This window comes from Acinetobacter sp. A1 (genome assembly GCF_012371315.1).
Lineage (GTDB): Bacteria > Pseudomonadota > Gammaproteobacteria > Pseudomonadales > Moraxellaceae > Acinetobacter.
Genome location: NZ_JAAZQY010000004.1, coordinates 106,625 through 127,491 on the forward strand (window position 1 = coordinate 106,625; position 20,867 = coordinate 127,491).

The 20,867-nt window shown below is 41.7% G+C and carries 21 protein-coding genes; 11 read left to right on the plus strand and 10 right to left on the minus strand.

From position 1 onward, the window contains the following. Positions 1 to 165 precede the first annotated feature (165 nt). Positions 166 to 489, minus strand: coding sequence for a pyrimidine/purine nucleoside phosphorylase (locus HHA41_RS02735; protein ID WP_168417589.1), 324 nt, complete (start codon positions 487 to 489; stop codon positions 166 to 168). 478 nt (positions 490 to 967) lie between these two features. Between HHA41_RS02735 and recN the strand changes: the two genes are divergently transcribed. The 4 genes from recN (at position 968) to HHA41_RS02755 (ending at position 4,639) form a co-directional block, all read left to right on the plus strand. Continuing rightward, positions 968 to 2,629, plus strand: coding sequence for a DNA repair protein RecN (gene recN, locus HHA41_RS02740; RefSeq protein ID WP_168417590.1), 1,662 nt, complete (start codon positions 968 to 970; stop codon positions 2,627 to 2,629). Between the two features lie 113 nt (positions 2,630 to 2,742). After that, a complete protein-coding gene (locus HHA41_RS02745; protein WP_168417591.1) occupies positions 2,743 to 3,297 on the plus strand; it encodes a YqgE/AlgH family protein in 555 nt (184 codons plus the stop codon). Then, complete coding sequence (ruvX, locus tag HHA41_RS02750) at positions 3,290 to 3,733, plus strand: Holliday junction resolvase RuvX (RefSeq protein ID WP_168417592.1); 444 nt, start codon at positions 3,290 to 3,292, stop codon at positions 3,731 to 3,733. Before HHA41_RS02745 ends, ruvX begins: the two co-directional genes overlap by 8 nt. A 123-nt stretch (positions 3,734 to 3,856) precedes the next feature. Then, complete coding sequence (locus HHA41_RS02755; RefSeq protein WP_168417593.1) at positions 3,857 to 4,639, plus strand: IclR family transcriptional regulator C-terminal domain-containing protein; 783 nt, start codon at positions 3,857 to 3,859, stop codon at positions 4,637 to 4,639. Between the two features lie 35 nt (positions 4,640 to 4,674). Here HHA41_RS02755 and HHA41_RS02760 read toward each other — a convergent pair whose 3' ends face one another. Continuing rightward, complete coding sequence (locus HHA41_RS02760; RefSeq protein ID WP_168460417.1) at positions 4,675 to 5,292, minus strand: alpha-ketoglutarate-dependent dioxygenase AlkB; 618 nt, start codon at positions 5,290 to 5,292, stop codon at positions 4,675 to 4,677. A 145-nt stretch (positions 5,293 to 5,437) separates the two neighbouring features. On the opposite strand from HHA41_RS02760, the gene HHA41_RS02765 reads away from it, so the two are divergent. After that, positions 5,438 to 7,240, plus strand: coding sequence for an ABC transporter ATP-binding protein (locus HHA41_RS02765; protein ID WP_168417595.1), 1,803 nt, complete (start codon positions 5,438 to 5,440; stop codon positions 7,238 to 7,240). Positions 7,241 to 7,299: 59 nt separating this feature from the next. Here the strand turns inward: HHA41_RS02765 and pgsA are convergent, their stop codons facing one another. The 3 genes from pgsA to uvrC form a co-directional block, all read right to left on the minus strand. Next, a complete protein-coding gene (gene pgsA / locus HHA41_RS02770; protein ID WP_168460419.1) occupies positions 7,300 to 7,887 on the minus strand; it encodes a CDP-diacylglycerol--glycerol-3-phosphate 3-phosphatidyltransferase in 588 nt (195 codons plus the stop codon). Positions 7,888 to 7,992: 105 nt separating this feature from the next. Beyond that, positions 7,993 to 8,787 (minus strand): thioesterase family protein, encoded by a 795-nt coding sequence (locus tag HHA41_RS02775; RefSeq protein ID WP_168460421.1) that lies wholly within the window; start codon positions 8,785 to 8,787, stop codon positions 7,993 to 7,995. Between the two features lie 132 nt (positions 8,788 to 8,919). Next, positions 8,920 to 10,719 (minus strand): excinuclease ABC subunit UvrC, encoded by a 1,800-nt coding sequence (uvrC, locus tag HHA41_RS02780; RefSeq protein WP_168460423.1) that lies wholly within the window; start codon positions 10,717 to 10,719, stop codon positions 8,920 to 8,922. A 185-nt stretch (positions 10,720 to 10,904) separates the two neighbouring features. Between uvrC and HHA41_RS02785 the strand changes: the two genes are divergently transcribed. Next, on the plus strand, positions 10,905 to 11,969 hold the full coding sequence (locus HHA41_RS02785; RefSeq protein WP_168417599.1) for an AAA family ATPase: 1,065 nt from the start codon (positions 10,905 to 10,907) through the stop codon (positions 11,967 to 11,969). An 89-nt stretch (positions 11,970 to 12,058) separates the two neighbouring features. Here HHA41_RS02785 and HHA41_RS02790 read toward each other — a convergent pair whose 3' ends face one another. Both HHA41_RS02790 and lpxO read right to left on the minus strand, forming a co-directional pair. Then, the gene (locus HHA41_RS02790; protein WP_168417600.1) at positions 12,059 to 12,475 is read right to left on the minus strand and encodes a PH domain-containing protein; all 417 of its coding nucleotides are present in this window, start codon (positions 12,473 to 12,475) and stop codon (positions 12,059 to 12,061) included. A 115-nt stretch (positions 12,476 to 12,590) separates the two neighbouring features. Continuing rightward, the gene (lpxO, locus tag HHA41_RS02795; protein ID WP_168417601.1) at positions 12,591 to 13,505 is read right to left on the minus strand and encodes a lipid A hydroxylase LpxO; all 915 of its coding nucleotides are present in this window, start codon (positions 13,503 to 13,505) and stop codon (positions 12,591 to 12,593) included. Positions 13,506 to 13,986: 481 nt separating this feature from the next. Here lpxO and fadB point away from each other — a divergent pair, with 481 nt between their 5' ends. Both fadB and fadA read left to right on the plus strand, forming a co-directional pair. Continuing rightward, a complete protein-coding gene (gene fadB, locus HHA41_RS02800) occupies positions 13,987 to 16,140 on the plus strand; it encodes a fatty acid oxidation complex subunit alpha FadB (RefSeq protein ID WP_168417602.1) in 2,154 nt (717 codons plus the stop codon). Positions 16,141 to 16,152: 12 nt separating this feature from the next. Beyond that, entirely contained in the window at positions 16,153 to 17,325 is a 1,173-nt protein-coding gene (gene fadA / locus HHA41_RS02805) for an acetyl-CoA C-acyltransferase FadA (protein WP_168417603.1), read from the plus strand. A gap of 128 nt (positions 17,326 to 17,453) precedes the next feature. Here the strand turns inward: fadA and HHA41_RS02810 are convergent, their stop codons facing one another. Together HHA41_RS02810 and HHA41_RS02815 are read right to left on the minus strand one after the other, a co-directional pair. Then, complete coding sequence (locus tag HHA41_RS02810) at positions 17,454 to 17,726, minus strand: hypothetical protein (protein ID WP_168417604.1); 273 nt, start codon at positions 17,724 to 17,726, stop codon at positions 17,454 to 17,456. A 113-nt stretch (positions 17,727 to 17,839) separates the two neighbouring features. Continuing rightward, positions 17,840 to 18,589, minus strand: a complete 750-nt coding sequence (locus tag HHA41_RS02815; RefSeq protein ID WP_168460425.1) for a hypothetical protein — start codon at positions 18,587 to 18,589, stop codon at positions 17,840 to 17,842. A gap of 207 nt (positions 18,590 to 18,796) precedes the next feature. Here HHA41_RS02815 and HHA41_RS02820 point away from each other — a divergent pair, with 207 nt between their 5' ends. Beyond that, positions 18,797 to 19,498 (plus strand): DsbA family oxidoreductase, encoded by a 702-nt coding sequence (locus HHA41_RS02820; RefSeq protein WP_168417606.1) that lies wholly within the window; start codon positions 18,797 to 18,799, stop codon positions 19,496 to 19,498. A gap of 103 nt (positions 19,499 to 19,601) precedes the next feature. On the opposite strand, the gene HHA41_RS02825 is transcribed toward HHA41_RS02820, so the two are convergent. After that, positions 19,602 to 19,802 (minus strand): dodecin family protein, encoded by a 201-nt coding sequence (locus HHA41_RS02825; RefSeq protein WP_168417607.1) that lies wholly within the window; start codon positions 19,800 to 19,802, stop codon positions 19,602 to 19,604. 373 nt (positions 19,803 to 20,175) lie between these two features. On the opposite strand from HHA41_RS02825, the gene HHA41_RS02830 reads away from it, so the two are divergent. Both HHA41_RS02830 and HHA41_RS02835 read left to right on the plus strand, forming a co-directional pair. Then, a complete protein-coding gene (locus HHA41_RS02830; RefSeq protein WP_168460427.1) occupies positions 20,176 to 20,340 on the plus strand; it encodes a hypothetical protein in 165 nt (54 codons plus the stop codon). A gap of 346 nt (positions 20,341 to 20,686) precedes the next feature. Beyond that, positions 20,687 to 20,866: a hypothetical protein gene (locus HHA41_RS02835; RefSeq protein ID WP_168417609.1), complete on the plus strand. Its 180-nt coding sequence runs from the start codon at positions 20,687 to 20,689 to the stop codon at positions 20,864 to 20,866. Position 20,867 lies beyond the last annotated feature (1 nt).

The window sequence follows — 20,867 nt, forward strand, 5'->3', positions numbered from 1 at the left end:
ATTAATGCACCAATAAAACAGCGAAAACGAAAAATCCTGCAAAGCTGACTTTACAGGATTTCAATAGAGCTAGTTTAACCGATTCAGGGGAAAATTTCTTAACTCAATTTCTCTGATTATTTGACAGGCAAACTGTGTTGAGAATGTAAAATACCCTACTCTTGATTAACCTTCGAAATGACACACGTAATCTAAAACATCGTCAGTTTCGATGGTAAAGCGGCTGCTACCTTGCACATAGAATGACTGACCTGCACGGAACAATTCACTTTCTTCGCTGTCTGCAATTTTCACACGACATTCACCAGAAATAATTTCCATGCGTTCAGGCACATGCGTTTCAAAAGTTAAGGCTTGTTCGGTCGGTAAAATCACCCCTAATGTTTTTTTGGTGCCGTCTTCAAACTGCACAGTATGACTGATGCATAGCCCACCAAAATAGACATTCGATTTTTTTACAACTGATACATGATCAAACTGAGCTGACATGCGTAATCTCCAGGTAACGCGTTTTTATATTTTTGACTGATGTAGTTTAATTCTGTCCTCAGAACTAATCAATCTGTGTTTACAAAGGGGCTAGCGTAAAGTTGACCATCCCCCAGACAATGCAGAGCACGCTATACATGCTGTCTAAGGTCTTGCCGCTCCTATCCACAAATATGCACCAAGCTCCCGCGACTAAAGTGCTAAAGCTGAATGTGAAGTAGTTCACCCATTCTGCCTAGACAGGCACATCTTCCCCGCTCAAACTGCACTTAAAACTCCCCAAGTAAAGCATGCCCTGATTCAATGACCATAAGATGAAATGATCTGGACTTTGCTGCATTTTTTGTTGTTTGCGCTGTAATTTAAGCTAGAATTAAATAGACTCGAAGATGCTTTGATTGAAAATAACAGCCGCAATGTGGCATATCAAAAAACTTGACTCTTTTTAACTGCCACTTTTCGCAGCTTGGATGCGTTTATGCTGACTCACTTAACACTGATTAACTTTGCCCTTGCCGATCACCTAGCCTTGGATATTGAAACTGGGTTTAACGTCCTAACTGGGGAAACTGGTGCAGGTAAATCCTTACTTTTAGATGCGCTTTCTGCCTGTTTAGGTGAACGTACCGATACCAATTATGTACGTTTTGGTGCAGATAAGGCTGATGTAACTGCCAGCTTTAGCTATCAGGAACACAGCCCCGAAGCACTATGGCTCAAAGAACATGAGTTAGCAGACGAGTCCGGAGAAATCCATTTACGACGTGTGATTTTTGCCACAGGACGCAGCAAGGCTTGGATTAATGGTCGTCCAAGCAGTTTGGCAGAGCTGAAAGAAATTGGGCGCTTGCTGGTACAATTGTATAGTCAGCATAGCCAACAACAATTGCTTGAGCCGCCTTATCCAAAGCATTGGCTCGATCGTTATTATAATTTTTACGCACCCGCTCAAGCGGTACGTGATGCCTATAGCACTTGGCAAAAAAATATTCGTCAGCATCAAGCCGCACTGGATGCGCAAGCCACCCGTAAACAACGCATGGAAACGCTGAATTTACAGTTGGAAGAACTCGAAGACTTGGTGCAATTAGATTACAAAGAGATTGAACAAGAATTTGATCGTCTAAGCCACCATGAACATATCATGCAAGATTGTAGTTACAGCCTAAATGCACTAGATGAAGCTGAACCGAATATCACCCAAGAAATTGCATCTATTATTCGACGTTTGGAATCACATGCAGGGCGAAGTGAGCAACTGTCTGAAATCTATAATTCACTGCTCAATGCGCAAAGTGAATTGGATGATGCAACCGCAAACTTGCGCCAATTTATTGACCGTCAAAGTTTTGACCCAGAGCGTATGGAAGAACTCAATCAGAAACTTGAGGTTTTCCATCGTTTAGCACGCAAGTATCGTACTCAACCTGAATTGCTTAAACAGGAATACGAAGCATGGCAAGCCGAACTCACTGCACTGCATGAATTGGAAGACCCTGAAACTTTGGCAGAACAAGTTGAAGTGGCGCATCAGGACTTTTTAGCCAAAGCTCAGCATTTAGATGATATTCGTCGTGAGGCAGCCGCTCCATTGGCCAAACAACTGACTGAGCAAGTCAAACAATTGGCACTGCCTGAGGCACATTTTGAATTTAAATTTGAACCTCTGGAGCAAGTTTCCGCCGAAGGCTTAAGCTTTATTCAATTGCTATTTACCGCCAATAAAGGTATTCCAGCTCAACCCTTAGCACGTGTAGCTTCTGGTGGTGAGTTATCGCGTATTGCCTTGGTGATGCAAGTCATGAATGCCGAAAAAACCGAAGCCGAAGTCTTGGTTTTTGATGAGATTGATGTCGGCATCAGTGGTGGTACTGCGGAAATTGTCGGGCGTTTATTGGCAGGTTTGGCACAACATGTACAGATTTTATGTATTACCCATCAGGCACAAGTGGCAGCACAATCCGATCAACATCTTTTGGTGAAAAAGCGTCAAACTGACCCTGCCAGCAGCACCATAGTTGAATTAGAAGAAGACGAACGTATTTTAGAACTGGCACGCATGACGGGTGGTGTTGAAATTAGCGATACCACCTTGCAACATGCCAAACAATTACGTCAGTTGAAGTTTCAACAGGCTTAAAAAACCAACTCTGTCACAAAAAGAGCTTGGTGAAATCGCAAAGCTCAAGTAACGTGTACCCTAAAGGAATAGGTTTTTTCTAGAAGCAACTGTTTTTAAGGAGAATTGCTTAGGTGACCAAACAATATCTGACGCATCGCTGTCTCATTGCCCCGCCCGATATGAATGACGATTTTTTTGCAAATACCGTTATTTATTTGGCTCGTCATGATGAAGATGGTGCGCAAGGCATTATTATCAACCGTCCTTCTGGCATTCAGATCAAGGAATTACTGAATGATTTAGATATAGACGCCGATAATGTGCATCCTCACGAAGTTTTACAAGGTGGCCCATTGCGACCTGAGGCAGGTTTTGTTTTACACACTGGTCAGCCAACTTGGCATTCATCTATTGCAGTGGGTGAAAACGTCTGTATTACCACCTCTAAAGATATTTTAGATGCGATTGCCCACAACGAAGGCGTAGGTCGCTATCAAATTGCGCTAGGCTATGCCAGTTGGGGCAAACAACAACTTGAACAGGAAATTGCGCGAGGCGACTGGCTAATTTGCGAATCGGACATGGACTTGATTTTTAATTTACCCTATGACGACCGCTGGGATGCTGCCTATCGGAAAATGGGCGTAGACCGCACTTGGTTATCTTCAGAGATTGGTCATGCCTGAAACATCATCAGCACAGAGCATTATGGCCTTTGATTTTGGTACACAAAAAATGGGCATGGCGGTGGGGCAATCTCTGATTGAAAGTGCCAGCCCTTTGGCTCTGTTCCCGATGAAAGATGGCATTCCGCAATGGGATGCCCTGCTTAAAATTGTGCAACAACATCAACCCAACTTATTTTTGGTGGGTCTGCCTTTAAATATGGATGATAGCGAGTCTGAGCTATCTACCCGTGCACGAAAGTTTGCCAAACGTCTGCGTCACCAAACTAATATTCAAACGTTTATGGTCGATGAGCGTCTGACCACACGTGAAGCACGTGATGAACTTGAACACTATCAAGCACAAGGTCGGGGCAAAAAATTAGCGGCAGATAGTATTGCTGCAGCCTTGTTGATTGAAAGCTGGTATCGCGATCCGCAGGCAATCAATCCTTAAAGGCTAGTCCCAAAACAGCATTGATCGCTGGAATGGCTAAAGCCATCTGTAAAAAGTCTATTTGTTCGGCTATTTTTTGATATAAAGTAACATCATTCTTTTGGTGTGAATGAGTAAATCCGCATGGCACTGTCTAGCTTTGGCAAGATTCTCACGGTCTTAGACTTATTTTCGACCTCTCGTCCTGTGATTAATGTCGATACCATTAGTGCAGAACTCGGTTTATCTAAGCCCACCAGTTATCGCTATTTAAAAGAATTGGTGTCTGCAGAACTACTGCAACGCATGAGTGGTACATCTGGGGATTACACCCTTGGGCCCAAAATTGCGGTATTAGATTATATTTCCCGCACCACAGACCCATTGGTCACCATCAGCACACCGTTTATGAAAAAAATTGCAGAACGCACCGAGTTTTGCTGTTTGCTGACCCAGCTCAATCAAGATTCGTGTATTGATGTGCACCATGAAATTTTCAAAGACACACCATTACTCTCGTATGGTCGTGGTTGTCCACGTCCTGTCTATGTTGGCTCATCCCCTAAAATTATTATGGCGCACTTGCCCAAGCAAAAAATTTTAGACTATTACCAGCGTTTTTCTGCTGAATTGGCACAGGTCAACTTTGCACAGAATGAAGACGACTTTTTGCAACAGATGCGCAAAATTAAAAAACAAGGCTATTATTTTTCGAACGGCGAACTGAGTGCAGAAATTGCAGGTTTGTCTGTCCCGATTCGCTTTTCATCTAAAGACGCACCTTATGCCTTAACGTTGCTGGCTTCAAAAAACCGTTTTGAATTTGTGAATTTGCAAAAGTTGATTGAAATTTTGCAGGATAATGCCCAACAAATTGAAAAACAGGTTGAAACTCTGAATACAGATTTAAGCCTAGATGTGAACTAGGAATAGCGTGGCAAAATTTTAATCTAAGGATGATCTTATTTAGAAATGCTATGAAAATAACGAAAAGTGAGATTCATTCTGGGTTGTAAAATTTTACTCGATTTAATTAAAGCATGTTTCCAATGCTGCTGTGTTTGTCCTCGCATCACCAGCAACTGACCACTCTGCAATAAAAGCTCCACTTTATTTGCCGTACGTTTATGCTTAAAACTGAACTTACGGGTTGCGCCAAAACTCAATGAAGCAATAACGGCATTTTTTCCTAAATTTGGCTCATCGTCACTATGCCACCCCAAGCCCTGCGTACCATCTTGATATAAATTTGCCAAACACGAATTAAAGGGATGCCCCACCCAACGCTCAACTTGCTGTTTTAGTCGCCACAAAGCAGGTTGCCAAACATGAGCTTGCTTTAAAGCACCCGGATACCGATATTGATACTGTTCATCGCCATACCATGCCACTTGGCGCTGTGTCCGATAATACTGACCAAATAGCAGGCCTTCATCGGCTTGCCATGCCAAATGCTGTAAAAAATATTCCAAATAACGTGCGCTATGCTCTGCACTTAGCACTACGCCATAATCCTGAACAATACCATCGTAAGGCAACACATTGTCACATCGTTCAGGTGCAAACAATTCCAGATTCATGGCAATTCCAGTAATTAGCTTTGTTTAGCATCTAACTGAAAAGTTAAACGAAAGATTGCACACAAAATGATACAGGATCTTGGCTTGTGAGTAGATGGCTTCATCCTTAGACTTAAAGCAAACCTGCTTATAAAAATAACAGCTTATGAATTTATGGAATTTGTTTCAGAAATTACGTCCCTTTGTTCGTCCCTACCGAATGTTGGTGGTCGCAACCCTGATTTTGACCTTAATTGGCTCATTCACCGCCCAAGTCAATGCACTCACTTTACAATATGCAGTCGATAGCATTAATGCCTTAATTGAAGCAGGACAAGGACTTGCGGCAGGCTGGCATATCTTAATCACCATTTCAGCAATTTTACTGGGCAAAGAAATCATCAATGCCTTTGTGCAATTTGGGCAGAAGTTTTACGGTGAAAAACTACGCATTTTTGTCTCACAAGATTTAGCTCAAGGCATTATTGAAAAGTTTTTACGTTACCGTTTGGCTTTTTTTAATCAAGACAACAACCAAGCAGGCAAATTACAAACACGTATAGACCGAGGGATTGGCTCACTCACCCGCTTAGTCCAAATTTTCTTTATTGATATTTTACCGCTATTTACCAGTGCATTCGTGGCCTTAGGCTTGATGTACTATGCCAATATGTATGTAGGTTTAGTCGCCACGATTATTGTTCCGATTTATTTTTGGCTGACCTATCTGCAAGCGCAAAAGTTAGGCAGTTGGCGACGTAATTTGCGTGATGGACGTGAGAAAAAAAGCCAAGGGATTCTCAGCATCATTAACTCGATTACCGTAATCAAATCCTTTAACCGAGAAAGTATAGAGGCAGAAAAACAGCTCACGCTGCAAAAAACACTCACGCATAACCAAATGCAAACCCGCCAAACCAGTTTTTTATTTGATGGTCTCAAAAGCTTTATTGAACAAATTGGGGTGGTGCTGATCATTATTTTAACGGCTTATTTTGTCTTGGATGGGCAAATGAGCATCGGCATGATCATGTATCACGTGTTGCTGTTTAGCAATGTTTCTGCCCCAATCCGTTCATTGCATCGTATTTATGATGAAGTGAATGACGCCATGATCTATTCAGAAAGCTTCTTCCAAATTCTGGAAGCCGATGATGAAATTGAGCCAAGTGGTACACAAAAGCCTGTCATTCGTGGGCAGTTTGACCTCAAAAACATTAACTTTTTTTACCCCAATGGACATCATGCATTAAAAGATATTCAGATGCAGATACAGCCCAATAAAATTACTGCTTTGGTGGGCTTGTCTGGGGCGGGAAAATCGACCCTGATCAGTTTATTAGATAAATTCTATGAACCGCAAAATGGTACGATTCAACTCGATGGAATAGACATACAACAGATCGACACCCAGTATTTACGTGATCATATTGGCTTGGTCTTACAAAAGAATCATATTTTCCAAGGCTCTATTTTTGAAAATATTCGTTATGGTAAAACCGATGCCAGTTTAGAAGATGTTATGCAGGCTGCCAAAAAAGCCTCTATTCACGAACAAATTTTACAATTGCCACAGACTTATGATGCAGATGCCCTGATGCTTTCTGGTGGTCAGCAACAACGGATTGCCTTGGCTCGAATGTTCCTTAAAAATCCGCCAATTATTTTTTTAGATGAACCCACTGCAAGTCTGGACGCTATTGCAACTGAACAAATCAAGCAAAGTCTGGATGAAATCAAACAGGGACGTACGGTTATCATCATTTCACACAGCTTATCGCAAATTATTGATGCCGATTACACCTATGTCATGAAGGAGGGCAGAATTGCAGAACATGGTGAACATGACACGCTTTATCATCAAAATGGGGTCTATAAAGAAATTTTTGATGCGATGGCAAAGAGCTTAAATATTGAAAAAATTGCCAAAACCTTTGAAGACGATGCCGAAGAAGAAACTCATAGCTAATAAAAAGTGCTTCAGGATAGAAGCACTTTTTTATGAGGAAGCTCTGTGTAAAGCCTGCTTTAAGGCTGTTTCAAATAAGGCCAAGCGGCTTTTAAGTAAATAAACATCGACCAAAGCGTTAAAATCACAGCGGTATAAAGCAGTAAATACGCCAACATTTCTAAAGGTTGCCAGTTCAATAAAAATACTGAAATTGCAATCATTTGAAATGCAGTTTTGTATTTACCTACAGTAGACACGGCCACACTTGTACGTGCGCCCAATTCGGCCATCCACTCACGCAATGCAGATACAGTAATTTCACGAGAAATAATTACAATCGCAGCAAAAGCCATAGAAATAGTGGGTTGCCATTGCACCAACACAATCAATGCCGCAGCCACCATCAGTTTATCTGCTACAGGGTCTAGGAAACGCCCAAATGCAGAAGTCTGATTTAAAGAACGTGCCAAATAGCCATCAAACCAATCTGTAACAGCAGCGATCACAAAAATAGAAGTCAGCAGAATATGACGTGTCATACCGCCATCGTAACCATTTACGCCCATTGCAGGCGGCCAATAAGCCACCAACAAAAATACAGGAATCAAGGCGATTCGAGCCAAAGTTAATATATTTGGAATGTTCAGGATACGACCTGTTGTCATAGACACCGCCAATGTTTCCCCTCTATACGCTGTTCATTCACAAGTTTTTTGAGGATTTGTCATCGTGAATAGGCTTCACTTTATACGAAATGGCAGAATGTGTCACTAGGCAAACACGGTGATGGTCTGTCGGGCAATTGCAATCAAACGATTCTGCTCATCCCAAAGGTGTGCGTATTCGGTGGCATAACCATGACTGGCATGATCGGTAAATACTTTATATTTCATCCAGTCATGTAACTGATTTTGCAAAGGATTGACATAGGTTACATGCCACGTCAAAGAGCTGGCAGGTGCAAGTTGACTAAACATCGGCAATACCCCAGGTGGCCACATATCAAATGCCACCATTAAATCTGCAATATTCATGGCGCGATTGCTGTGCTGTTCAGGCTTAAAGCGCATCCACCCTGCAAAATCAGGTTTATGGCTGGCACTGAATGGATATTGCCCTTCTGCCCAGACCAAATCCATTTGCTGAAAACACTCAGGTGCTAGGGGGTGATGCTGCGTGACGGGTAATTCACTGACAGGTGCAAAGTTTGGTGCAGTACGTTCTTGCTGCACCACAATACTAGATTCACGTGCTACGCCAAAACTGGCAATCAAAATGCTTTGTACGGCATCATCCTGCCACAAACGCACCTCAATGCTAGTGACTGACTTACCCTGCCGCAGAATTTCAGCTGTAAGACGTGCCCGACCTTGTTGTACAGGTCCAACAAAAGTCACGCTGCTACTGAGTAAGCGCTTTTCAGGATCAGCAATACAATACTGAGCTTTTTGCATCATCAAGCCTGCCACCAACCCACCATAAATGGTGCGTCCTTGTAACCAACCCTGCGGAATATCGATCCATTCTTGTTCGGCAATGGCCTGATAGGTCTGTAGCAACGACATGGTTTTTCCTTAAGCGATGATGTTGTCGATATTACAGCGTTTCGATTGGATGTGAATGTTCAATGACGGCAGAGTCAATGCGCTTTTTTGCTATTTACCTTTGCAGAAATACTGCTTTTATGGATAAAACCATCACTCATGCAGCACTTTATAAATAGTACGTGCCATCACCTCGCCCAGTCCTGGCACTAAGGTCAGCTCTTTTTCAGAGGCTTTAAGTACCCCTTGGATGCCACCAAAATGCGTGAGCAAATCACGACGACGTTTTGGCCCTAAACCCGGAATCACTTCTAGTACCGATGAACCACGCTTTTTATCACGTTTGGCACGGTGTTTGGTAATCGCAAAACGGTGTGCTTCATCACGTACCTGCTGAATCAGATGCAAGGCTTTATGGTCTTCAGGCAACTGAATTTTATTGCCATCGGTAAAATGCAGGGTTTCTAACCCGGGTTTACGTCCTTCACCTTTAGACACCCCTATCATAAAGGCATCTAGCCCTAATTCCTGCATGACTTCCATCGCCATATTCAACTGCCCTTTGCCGCCATCAATCAGCAATAAATCGGGCAACATGGCTTTTTTATAACGACGAGTCAGCGCTTGACGCATGGCGGCATAATCATCTCCCGCCTGAATATCCTGAATGGAAAATTGTCGATAATCACGTTTGCGAATGCCACCACTGTCAAACACCACACAAGATGCCACTGTGTCTTCGCCCATAGTGTGTGAAATATCAAAACATTCAATCCGATCAATAGGCCGGCCAACCACTTGCTCAAGCTGATAAAAACGCTCGTTTAATTCAAAGTGATTGGCCAATTTACCTTTAATGGCATGCTGCACATTCATTTCTGCCAGCTCTTGCCACTCGGCACGGGTTTCACGCACCTTATGCTTAATCTGGACTTTTTTATCGAAGTGTTGCTGTAAGGCTTGTTCTAACTCTTTGCAATCTGCTACATCCACATTCACAATCAATTCAGCAGGAATTTCATCGGCCACCTGAAAGTAAAAGTTGGCAATAAAGTCGGCCAGCATTTGCCCTAAATCATCACCTAGCATGTCTGGAAAATAACTTTTCCCACCCAGCATTTTGCCATTTCGTACATGCATAATTTGCACGCAGGTCACCCCTGCCTGATGTGCAATGGCAATAATATCGGCCTCACCTTTGAGCTTATAAATGGCTTGCTGTGCCTGCACATCACGTAGCAATGCCATACGGTCACGGTAAAAGACCGCTTTTTCAAACTCCAATGCTTCGGCAGCGGCTTCCATTTTGCTAATCAATTGCTGATTCAGCTCTTTACTGTCGCCCTGTAAAAAACGTATCGAATTATTGACATCTTCTTTATATTCTTCGGGTGAAATCAGTCCCACACACGGCGCCGAACATCGCTTGATCTGATATTGCAAACATGGGCGCTGCCGCTGGGCAAAATAACTGTTTTCGCACTGCCGCACATTAAACAACTTTTGTAACACCACCAAAGTATCACGGGCATTATAGGCACTCGGATAAGGCCCAAAGAATTTCCCGACCTGATGCTTGCCTTTGCCACGTCCACTGGCAATACGTGGGTATGGCTGATCTGCCGAGACAAAAATGTAAACATAAGACTTATCATCACGCAGCATAATATTGTACGGTGGGCGATGCAGCTTAATCAGATTTTGTTCAAGCAATAAGGCCTCAGTTTCCGAACGCACCACCAAAGTTTCAATATCATAAATACGTGCAACCAAGGCTTGTGTTTTCGGATGCTCAATGGTCTTAATAAAATAACTCGACACACGATTTTTTAAGTTTTTGGCTTTGCCCACATACAACAACTCTCCGTCTTTACCCAACATACGGTACACGCCAGGCAACTGGGTCATGTTTGCCAAAATTTTCTCAATATGCTCACGTGCGTTTGGGTTCACGAGTCATCCTATAATCGCTGCATTGTCTACATGATGTGATGCTTCAGCTGACTTTTTCAAGCTTTATCCTGTAGCAGATTGCAGGATCTATCCACAAAAACAATCAGCTCAGTGCTAAAAGCGATTAGTTCACAACTCAAGGTTTGCTATGCTCAGGCATCTTGTCAGCAAAATAAAGGTGCAGGATGACGACCACGCAACACGGCCTACATATCATTCAACCCGCAACCTCCAAACCCACCCGTCCTAATCTACACAACTCTGAAAAAGATCGCCTGATTGGTCAACCACGCTTTCATTTTGAACCTGCACACGTCATGCAGTTGTTGCGTCAGCGGATTATTGGACAAGATGCTACACTGAATGAAATTGAAAAAATGCTGTATGTGGTCAAGGCCGATTTTTCCAGTACAGAACGACCACTTTCTGTGACCTTAATGCTTGGCCCAACAGGTGTGGGAAAAACTGAAACAGTACGCCTGATAGCCGAAGCCATTTACGGCCGTCCCGATGCTTTCTGCCGTATCGATATGAATACCTTGGCGCAGGAACATTATGCTGCAGCACTGACAGGTGCACCACCCGGTTATGTCGGCTCCAAAGAAGGACACAGTTTATTTGACGAAACTGCCATTGCAGGCTCACATACCCGTCCAGGCATTATGCTATTTGATGAGCTGGAAAAAGCTTCAACTGAAGTGCTTCGTGGCTTAATGAATGTGTTAGATACAGGCAAACTGACCCTAACTGCAGGCACCAAAACCATCGACTTTCGCAATTGCATGATTTTTATGACCAGCAATGTGGGGGCACAGGCGGCACAGCAATACTTGGATAAACTAAATTTGTTGCCGCAAAAATTACAGCAACTGTGCCTAACACGCATGCCAACTCAACGGATCATTGAAAAAGTCATGCAACGCAGATTTGACCCTGAATTTTTAAATCGAATTGACCGCAGTTTGCATTATCAGGCTGTATCTGCCGATGCTTTGCCACAACTGGTTGAAATTGAGTTGGAAAAATTAAACCGTCGCCTGCAACATCAACAGCGCCAAGTTCAGCTGACGGCTGCTGCCAAAGCATATTTTTATCAAGGGCATGATATTCGTTACGGCGCTCGGCATTTGGGGCGCAAAATCCGTACCGAGCTAGAACCTATTTTAGCGTTGTATTTTTTAAGCTATCCTGAACGGACAGAGCTATGTCTGGATTGCAATGCAGGCGCATTACACATTCAAATAGATTGATCTTTGGTTGAGGATGATAATGCTCATCCTCAATGCTTTGACACTTATATGCCGTGATATGTATGGGCGATGCTTTCAAATTTTGCAGATTAGTCAGTAATTTCTATGCCCAATGCCTGACTAAACTTGGCTTGATCTTTAGGTGAAACCAATACAAATTTTGGCTGCCCTGCTTGCACATAATCAATTTTTAAACGTTTTAAAGATAAGGCGGGTGATGCCACAGAATTATTGGTTTTAGATATTTTCTGAATATTGGCACGTGGAATATCCCACTTTAAAAACATACAGCGAATCTGCAAGCGTTCTGCATCGACCTGATAGCGAGTATTAAAAATAGGCCACCACAACACAAAAATTGTGATGATATATACCCCCGTATGTACTGGAAATGCAGGCATCGTGCCTTTGGCATACATGGTCAGCAATAATTGAATTAATAAGCCTGACATACAAATCACAAAGGCCAAGACCCACCAATCTTTTTTAGAACGAAACGTTTGCATAAATTTTCCCCTAAGTTGCTTCATTCTATACATAAAAGCAGCGTGAAATTGAAGCCTGAAACTGAAATTATGGAAAAATGCCATAAAAAAACGCCCCGAAAGGCGTTGTGATGATTTAAAACAGATAAGGACGAATAAAAATCAGGAAGAAAATACCTAACATCAAAAACCATTTTAGGAAGTAATACAGACGGCTATTTCTGGCCTTTAAGGCTTTGGCTTTTAATCGTACTTGGTAAACATAACCAAAGACTTTATTTAAGCCGCCCGTTTGGTCACCTGCTTCATTCGGAGAACTGGCTGCAGTCATGACATTCTTACCAAACCAGTGATTAAACTTTTGCATCAAGCGTGATTTTAACGGACGCTCAACATCGGCAAAGAAAATAATACGGTTTTGATCAGTGCCATTTTCGGCATAGTGAATATAGGTTTCATCAAACACCACACTTTCACCATCACGCCATGAATAGCGCTCACCATCTACATCAATAAAGCAGCGCTCATCATTTGGTGTCATCAGTCCCAAATGATAACGTAACGAACCTGCGTACGGGTCACGATGACGCACCAAGCGACTGTCGGGTGCAAGCTCGGTAAACATGGCTGCTTTAATACTTGGCAAGGTTTTTAATAAAGCTGTGGTTTTTGGGCATAATTCTGCTGCAGATGGGTGTGCCGAGTCATACCATTTTAAATAAAAACGCTTCCAGCCTGTTTTAAAGAATGAGTTAAAACCCAAGTCATCGTAGGTACTTGAGGCTTTAATGCCACCCTGCTCATACAGAGCCTTGGCTTCATCACGAATCATTTCCCAATTTTCATCCAGTACTTTTAAATCTTGAAAGTACTGCGTGTCGATATACGGTCGATTCGGCACTTTTGAAAACAGATACATTAAATAGTTAATCGGTGCCAAAATCGTAGAATGGTCAAAGAACTGACGATAAAAACTATGACGCACCTTACCACGCTGTTGAATATACAACGCTGAAGCGATAAAAATCGCCAAAATAATCCACTTCAACATAGAACAACCAAAGTTGTTGAACACAACTCAAAATTTAAAATGCCGAATATTTTAGCCAATTTGCCGCAAGCGGTCATGTCCAAAAATAGAACACAGCATTGCAGCTGCTAATTTTTTCTACAGATACTGCTCAAAGTTTTGCTGGAATTACCGTGAATTGACTTTTCTGCCGAAAATAGCATCGCAATACTGTATTATTTTTAAGCTTTTCAAGGATTCACCTGCAACTGTTCAAAATTAAAAATAAAATAGAAAACAAACACTTTCATAGAACTTTAAAAAAACAGTTTTAAAATTAGGTCAAAAAGCAATTCAATGCTGCGATAAAAATCATGACCCTTGCGTCACGGCTTGATACAACTTGCTATATTTTTTTTCGATATAGTTATCGTAAGATTAGCGAGGCATATATGTGTGCAGGACTATCGCACACGCTTCATAACATCAACTTAGAAGTCCTCCAAAATAAAGGAGATCAGGCATGATCCACGCTGGCAATGCCATTACCGTCCAAATGCTTTCGGACGGAATTGCAGAATTCCGCTTTGACTTACAAGGTGAGTCGGTCAACAAATTTAACCGTGCAACGATTGAAGACTTTAAAGCTGCGATTGAAGCTGTTAAAGCAAACAGCGAAGTAAAAGGTTTAATTGTCACTTCAGCTAAATCGACCTTCATCGTAGGTGCAGACATCACCGAATTTGGTGCAAACTTCGCTCAAGGCGAACAAGCCATTGTGGATTGGGCATTGCCTGTTCACGACATCTTCAATGCTTTTGAAGATTTAGACATTCCTAAAGTTGCTGCGATCAATGGTATGGCATTGGGCGGTGGCTTTGAAATGTGTTTGGTATGTGACTACCGTGTAATGTCTGACCAAGCACAAGTGGGCTTACCAGAAATTAAACTGGGTATTTTCCCAGGCTTTGGTGGTACGGTACGTTTAAGCCGCGTTATTGGTATCGACAATGCCGTTGAATGGATGGCAATGGCGAACCCTAAACGTCCAGATGCTGCACTCAAAGATGGTGCTGTAGATGCCGTAGTTGCTGCAGACAAATTGCAAGATGCTGCGCTTGACTTGGTTAAACAAGCCATTGCAGGTCGTTTGGACTGGAAAGCAAAGCGTCAGGAAAAATTAGACCCAGTTAAATTGAACCCACTTGAACAAATGATGGCGTTCAACACAGCAAAAGGTGCGGTACTGGCAAAAGCAAACCCTGCACAATACCCTGCGCCAAAATTGATGCTTGATTCTTTACAAGCCGGTGCAAGTTTACCACGTAACGAAGCACTTAAAGCTGAAGCTGAAGGCTTTGCTAAAGCGGCTGTAACACCACAAGCAGGTGCGTTGATTGGTTTATTCATCAACGACCAAGTGGTGAAGAAAACTTCTAAGAAATATGAAAAAGGTGCACACCCTGTCAACCAAGCGGCTGTGCTAGGCGCAGGTATCATGGGTGGTGGTATTGCTTACCAAGCGGCAAGCAAAGGTACACCAATCATCATGAAAGACATTGGTAATCCTCAACTTGCTTTGGGTATGAAAGAAGCCAATGGCTTATTGACCAAACAAGTTGAACGTAAAAAGTTAACCCCTGCAAAAATGGGTGAAACTTTGGCACGCATCCGCCCAACTTTAAGCTACGACGAGTTTAAAGAAGTGGATATCGTGATTGAAGCTGTGACGGAAAATCCAAAAATCAAAGGCATTGTACTGAAAGAAACTGAATCTAAAGTACGTGAAAACACGATTATTGCATCGAATACATCGACCATTTCAATCACGCGTTTGGCTGAAAACCTAGAGCGTCCTGAAAACTTCGTCGGTATGCACTTCTTTAACCCAGTGCACATGATGCCATTGGTTGAAGTAATCCGTGGTGAAAAAACTTCTGCTGAAGCGATTGCTACCACTGTTGTTCTTGCTCAAAAAATGGGTAAAACACCAATTGTTGTAAACGACTGCCCAGGCTTCTTGGTGAACCGCGTATTGTTCCCTTACTTCGGTGCATTCGACTTATTACTTAAAGATGGCGCAGACTTCCAACAAGTCGACAAAGTCATGGAAAAATTCGGCTGGCCAATGGGCCCTGCATACTTAATGGACGTGGTCGGTATTGACACGGGCGTTCACGGTGCAGAAGTTATGGCTGAAGGTTTCCCTGACCGCATGAAGCCTGACTATAAAGGCTCAATCCAAGTCATGTACGAAAACAAACGTCTTGGTCAAAAGAATGACGTTGGTTTCTACAAATATGAATTGGACCGCAAAGGTAAAAAAGCCAAAGTGGTTGATCCAACTGCATACGAGCTTGTGGCATCTGTTGCAACTGCTGAAAAACGTGAATTTGATGCACAAGAAATCATTGACCGTATGATGCTGGCTTTCTGTAACGAAACTGTTCGTTGCTTAGAAGACAACATTGTGGCAACACCATCTGAAGCAGATATGGCGATGATTATGGGTGTAGGTTTCCCTCCATTCCGCGGTGGTCCATGCCGTTACATCGACCAAACAGGTGTTGCTGAATACGTTGCGCTTTGCGACAAATATGCACACTTAGGAAAAGCTTATGAAGCGCCACAAATGTTGCGTGACATGGCTGCTAACAACAAAAAATTCTACGGTTAAGGAGCAACGTGAATGGCTACTTTAAATCCACGTGACGTTGTCATCGTTGATGGCGTACGTTCAGCAATGGGTAAAACCAAAAACGGTATGTTCCGCAATGTACGTGCTGACAGCCTATCGGCTGAATTGGTTCGTGCTTTAGTTGCTCGTAACCAGTTTGATGTTAACGAAGTTGAAGATGTGATCTGGGGCTGTGTCAACCAAACCCTAGAACAAGGCATGAACATTGGCCGTAATATTGCGTTATTGGCTGATCTTCCAAAAACTGTTGCAGGTCAAACTGTAAACCGTCTGTGCGGCTCTTCAATGCAAGCCATCCACACGGCTGCGGCACAAATTGCAACCAATCAAGGTGATATTTTCATCATTGGTGGTGTAGAGCACATGGGCCACGTAGGCATGATGCACGGTATCGACATCAACCCTGCTGCATCTAAGCACTATGCCAAAGCATCTAACATGATGGGCTTAACTGCTGAAATGTTAGGTCGTATGAACGGTATTTCGCGTGAAGAACAAGATGCGTTTGGTGTGGAATCTCACCGCCGTGCTTGGGCTGCAACGCAGGAAGGTCGTTTTAAAAACGAAATCATTGGCATTGAAGGCCATGATGCAAACGGCTTTAAACAGCTTTGCGACATCGACGAAGTAATTCGTCCTGATGCCAACCTTGAAGCATTCCAAGCGTTACGCCCTGTATTTGATCCGAAAGGCGGTACAGTAACTGCGGCAACATCTTCAGCCTTGTCTGATGGTGCATCTGCTATGCTGCTGATGTCTGCTGAACGTGCACAAGCTTTAGGTTTAAAACCACGTGCTGTGATTCGCTCTATGGCAGTTGCAGGCTGTGATGCAGCAATCATGGGTTATGGTCCAGTACCTGCAACACAAAAAGCGCTTAAACGCGCTGGCTTGTCAATTGCAGACATTCAAACTTTTGAATTAAACGAAGCATTTGCTGCACAAGGTTTGTCTGTACTGAAAGGCTTAGGCATTTATGACAAGCAAGACCTTGTGAACTTGAACGGTGGTGCAATTGCACTCGGTCACCCATTGGGTTGTTCAGGTGCACGTATTACCACTACGCTGTTAAACGTGATGGAACAACAAGATACGCAAATTGGTCTTGCGACTATGTGTATCGGTCTTGGTCAAGGTATCGCGACCATTATTGAACGTGTGTAATTTGTTTTAAGCAATAAAAAATCCTCGCAATATGCGGGGATTTTTATTTTATTGTTTTCAGAATTTATAATTTTAAGATTTTATTCTTTTGCATAGTTATATTTGAATATAAATGCTTGATCACGCAACTAAATCAGCAACTCCCCCATCAACCAAGTCATATAACGGTCTTTATCCATAAAGTCTGGCGCACTGCCTGTATCTAGACAGTAATATTGCTGATTAAATTCAATCACGATTTGTTCAGTTTGATGCCAGTCTTCAATCAAATGAAAGTGCTGATTGAAAAAGAAACGGTTTTTTCCCCAATTATTTAAGTTTTCGAGTTTAGGGTAGTTTCTATTTTCTAGAAATTGTAAATACAGTTGTTGAATGTCATCAAAAACTTGAATGTTGTTCATCTCAAACCTGCCTATACCAAGCTGTTAAATCAACAGGCTCAGTCTAGGCAAGACAGTTGAACAGCAGATGACATTCTTTTGACAATTTGATGTAAGTGTTTAAAGCAACTGCACTATAACTTGGCTTTCAAAGCACGTTGATGATGCTGACTGATTTGCTGCATTTGGTGATTTAACTGCACAATTTCTTGATAAACCGTATTAAATTCTTTTAATGGTGCATCTTCATAAAACATGAAAGTCTTATTTTTCAGCTCCCATTTATTATTTTTTAAAATGGAAAATAACACATAAGCTTTGCCCAAGTTCTGTTTTTCCAACTCATACAAAGCATGCCCCTGATCATTATGGCGGCTTTCAATTAAGGATTCTGCCAAATGACGGCGTAAACTGTTTTCAATGGGCAAGGCTTCAATTTGCTCCAATGCCATTGCTTCATGTTGTTCTAAATGCTCCTGATACAACTCCACCATAGCACGTACTTGTGCCAGCATGGCTTCGGTGTCGGCATAGTCCTGTTTTTTATCTTCAGCCAAACGCTGTGGATCTAAAAACTGATCCCAATTTAAAGCTTTGAGTTCACGCAAATAGCTATTTCTGGCTTCAGCACTTTGTACCATGTGGCTCAGCACAAAATTGGCCATGACCTGATAATCCCCCTCTAAGCGTGAGTCTTGCACATTAATCTGAATCGGTTTAGACCAATCCTGTGCCTGTACAAAAATCTGTTCAGCTTTTTCATAAATCACGTTTTGATAGGCGTGTAATTGCGTCACTTGTTCTTGCTGACTGCTGTATTGATAAAACATCCACCCAAAAATAATAACCGTTACACATCCAATGATTAGCACTATCCGTCGCATGAGTGCCCTCTTATTTTTAATATTTGCTTTATCTTACCGTGAAGCCCATCACATTTGTATAGATTTCATACTTATTTTATTACTAAGCTATTGGAATATACCAATTTCTATTTGACCAGACACTCAAAAACAAGTTTCCTTGAACTTACTGCTTTAAATTTTGTACAGCATCCCCATCTTAGTAAAAAATAGAATTTGAGATTTTTCATGCGCGTTGATATTTGGTCAGATATTGTTTGCCCTTTTTGCTACATCGGGAAAAAACGTTTAGAAGCTGCAGCTCAAGAGGCAGGTGTGGAATTAGAAGTGCATTGGCACAGTTTTGAACTCGACCCAGATGCCCCACCACGTCAGGAAGTTTCCAATTCTGAACGCTTGGCACAAAAATATGGCCGTACTGTAGCCGAAGTTGAAGACATGCAACGCAATATTGCAGAAATGGCCAAAGCTGAAGGCATTGACTTTCAATGGGAAAATGCCAATTCAGGCAATACCTTTAACGCACATCGCTTGGTGCATTTGGCGCAAAGTAAGGGCTTGGGCAATGAAGCCAAGGAAGCGTTTTTCTATAGTTATATGACGCAAGGTCTTGCTATTGGTGAGCGTGAAACACTGGAAGATGTGGCAGCACGAATTGGTCTAAATCCTGTAGAAGTGGATGATGTGCTCAATTCAGATGATTATGCAGATTTTGTTAAATTTGACCAAGAAGTTGCTCGTGATCAATTGAAAGTGACGGGTGTACCATTCTTTGTATTTGATCAACGCATTGCTTTGGCTGGTGCTCAACCTCGTGAAGTGTTTATGCAAGTCATGCAAAAAACCTTAGAATCAGCACAAGATCTAGAGATTGAAGATGCTGCAAGCTGTGATAGTGAACAGTGTGATTTGCCTGAGCCTAAAGCTTAAGTAATGAAATATAGGCTATGCTAAATAGCGCTATTACTAAATATTTAGACCTACAAAAAAATCCCGAAACAGGATTTTTTTGTGCTTTCAAGTTATTTAAAAATTATTCAACCAAAAAGCTAATTTTTAAATTTACACGATATTCAGTAATTTTATTGTCTTTAATCACCACTTTTTGTTCATTAATCCAAGCACCTTGGACATTCTTAACCGTTTCCGTCACTTTGGCGATGCCTGTCTGAATGGCATCTTCAAAACTTTTTGCACTACTTGAATTCACTTCTACTACTTTTGCAATTGCCATGATGGTCTCACTGTCCTTTATCGTTATTGGAATTTCATCATAGAATAAAAATGCAGCATTTTTGCTACTGTTTAACCAATCACAGCCAAAACATTACATGTTTTCACAGTGCCAAAAATTGACATAAATTTTCTGTTATTACATTTGCTTAAAATCGAATTTTGTTAATATCTCAATCACTTAAAGTAGCACAAAAAACTAGAGTTAAAACTCTAATACATTGTTTTATATTATTATTTTTATAAAAATTGCCGAAACGATCATTTTGTATATTTAAAACTTTGTTATGATTCATGTGAATTTTTTATTTCACTTTATCTCCCTCATCTCCCCTTTCTATGTATAGACATAGAAATGTTGAATGGACATTCTCATGAATATGCTTAAATCTGTTTTAGTGGTTTCAATTTTGGCTATGGCTACAAATGTTTCAGCTCAAATTGTACATGTACCCGATTTTCCTACAAAAAAAGCTGCGACTGAAACCGTTGCTTCTGAAGCAGCAGCCTCAGAAACAGCAGACAAGAAAGTAACCTAAGTTTTCTAGTTACTGCATGACGTAACACACCATTTTATCTCCCATTCTTTTCTCTCCCAAAAAAGCAGCTGTCATCAGCTGCTTTTTTTATTTGCTGAGTGAAATAAAAGAGAGCTGCTTTCAAACTGAATATAAGTTAAATCTCAACCTATTTAAGTTCAAATTGGCTTTTTAAAGCCATGCTTTGCATTTAGTCTCAGAAAATTTTCAATATTTGTTATAGAAACACCGCACTTTTTGTCAATAATGTCAAAAAAAGCACAAAAGCTGACAATTTTTTGCATGTATTTTTTTATTAAATGCCTATAATTAAACTGATTTGTTTTCATTGCTTTAGCCAATGCCTATGCAACAACTTCAAGCACTTATACAAAAGAAAATTTCACCACAAGACATTGATGTGAATCATTTGGTTGAGTTAGCCAAGCGCTATCCTCAACCACAATCGGCTGAATATAAACTGATCGAGTTGGCCTTGAATATCGTCTTAGCCAGCTATTTAGAAAAAGCGCAACAACATATTTAAG

What these genes read in the sequence shown, in the direction of transcription:
- HHA41_RS02735 (WP_168417589.1), bottom strand. Translation starts at nt 489, where the DNA reads ATGTCAGCTCAGTTTGATCATGTATCAGTTGTAAAAAAATCGAATGTC.
- recN (WP_168417590.1), top strand. Translation starts at nt 968, where the DNA reads ATGCTGACTCACTTAACACTGATTAACTTTGCCCTTGCCGATCACCTA.
- ruvX (WP_168417592.1), top strand. Translation starts at nt 3,290, where the DNA reads ATGCCTGAAACATCATCAGCACAGAGCATTATGGCCTTTGATTTTGGT.
- HHA41_RS02755 (WP_168417593.1), top strand. Translation starts at nt 3,857, where the DNA reads ATGGCACTGTCTAGCTTTGGCAAGATTCTCACGGTCTTAGACTTATTT.
- HHA41_RS02760 (WP_168460417.1), bottom strand. Translation starts at nt 5,292, where the DNA reads ATGAATCTGGAATTGTTTGCACCTGAACGATGTGACAATGTGTTGCCT.
- HHA41_RS02765 (WP_168417595.1), top strand. Translation starts at nt 5,438, where the DNA reads ATGAATTTATGGAATTTGTTTCAGAAATTACGTCCCTTTGTTCGTCCC.
- pgsA (WP_168460419.1), bottom strand. Translation starts at nt 7,887, where the DNA reads ATGACAACAGGTCGTATCCTGAACATTCCAAATATATTAACTTTGGCT.
- HHA41_RS02775 (WP_168460421.1), bottom strand. Translation starts at nt 8,787, where the DNA reads ATGTCGTTGCTACAGACCTATCAGGCCATTGCCGAACAAGAATGGATC.
- HHA41_RS02785 (WP_168417599.1), top strand. Translation starts at nt 10,905, where the DNA reads ATGACGACCACGCAACACGGCCTACATATCATTCAACCCGCAACCTCC.
- HHA41_RS02790 (WP_168417600.1), bottom strand. Translation starts at nt 12,475, where the DNA reads ATGCAAACGTTTCGTTCTAAAAAAGATTGGTGGGTCTTGGCCTTTGTG.
- lpxO (WP_168417601.1), bottom strand. Translation starts at nt 13,505, where the DNA reads ATGTTGAAGTGGATTATTTTGGCGATTTTTATCGCTTCAGCGTTGTAT.
- fadB (WP_168417602.1), top strand. Translation starts at nt 13,987, where the DNA reads ATGATCCACGCTGGCAATGCCATTACCGTCCAAATGCTTTCGGACGGA.
- fadA (WP_168417603.1), top strand. Translation starts at nt 16,153, where the DNA reads ATGGCTACTTTAAATCCACGTGACGTTGTCATCGTTGATGGCGTACGT.
- HHA41_RS02810 (WP_168417604.1), bottom strand. Translation starts at nt 17,726, where the DNA reads ATGAACAACATTCAAGTTTTTGATGACATTCAACAACTGTATTTACAA.
- HHA41_RS02815 (WP_168460425.1), bottom strand. Translation starts at nt 18,589, where the DNA reads ATGCGACGGATAGTGCTAATCATTGGATGTGTAACGGTTATTATTTTT.
- HHA41_RS02820 (WP_168417606.1), top strand. Translation starts at nt 18,797, where the DNA reads ATGCGCGTTGATATTTGGTCAGATATTGTTTGCCCTTTTTGCTACATC.
- HHA41_RS02825 (WP_168417607.1), bottom strand. Translation starts at nt 19,802, where the DNA reads ATGGCAATTGCAAAAGTAGTAGAAGTGAATTCAAGTAGTGCAAAAAGT.
- HHA41_RS02830 (WP_168460427.1), top strand. Translation starts at nt 20,176, where the DNA reads ATGAATATGCTTAAATCTGTTTTAGTGGTTTCAATTTTGGCTATGGCT.
- HHA41_RS02835 (WP_168417609.1), top strand. Translation starts at nt 20,687, where the DNA reads ATGCAACAACTTCAAGCACTTATACAAAAGAAAATTTCACCACAAGAC.